General features: G+C 35.3%; 1 protein-coding gene. It reads left to right on the top strand.

Annotation, left to right across the window (positions count from 1 at the left end):
• Positions 1-464, top strand: a 464-nt coding sequence (locus HC175_RS16970; protein ID WP_168139524.1) for a DDE-type integrase/transposase/recombinase, incomplete at its 5' end; no start/stop codon positions are given.
• Positions 465-547 lie beyond the last annotated feature (83 nt).

Raw genomic sequence — 547 nt, 5'->3', positions numbered from 1 at the left:
ATTACGCAGTCTTTATTATAGATGTTTACACTAAGAAAATAGTGGGTTACGAAGTCTCTGATAACATGAGAGGGACAGCAAATATAAAGGCATTAAAGATGGCTTTGAAAGACCATAAAGCTCCCAAGATCCATCACTCAGATCGAGGAAGCCAGTACACTTATAAGTCCTATATTGAGCTTTTGAAAGCTAATACAACAACTATAAGTATGGCTTTAAGTGCACAGGATAATGCTTATGCCGAAAGGATCAACAGAACAATAAAGGAAGAATATCTGGACCACTGGAAGCCAACGACCTTCAATCAACTAAAGCTCCAGGTCAAAAAAGCAGTGAAAAATTATAATAACAAAAGATCACATGACAATTTAGAGAAAAGAAACCCTGAAGAGTTCATTCAATATTGGTCAACCCTCAAACCAGAAAAACGACCGATAATTACTATTTTTGATAATGAAAATTAATAACAAAAACCGGTCAACACTAATCAGGGAAGTTCAGTCAACCCTCAAACCAGAAAAACGACCGATAATTACTATTTTTGATA

Source organism: Salinimicrobium oceani, assembly GCF_012037645.1.
The sequence above is the reverse complement of the archived record's forward strand: the minus strand, read 5'-3'. Positions and strand labels throughout refer to the sequence as shown.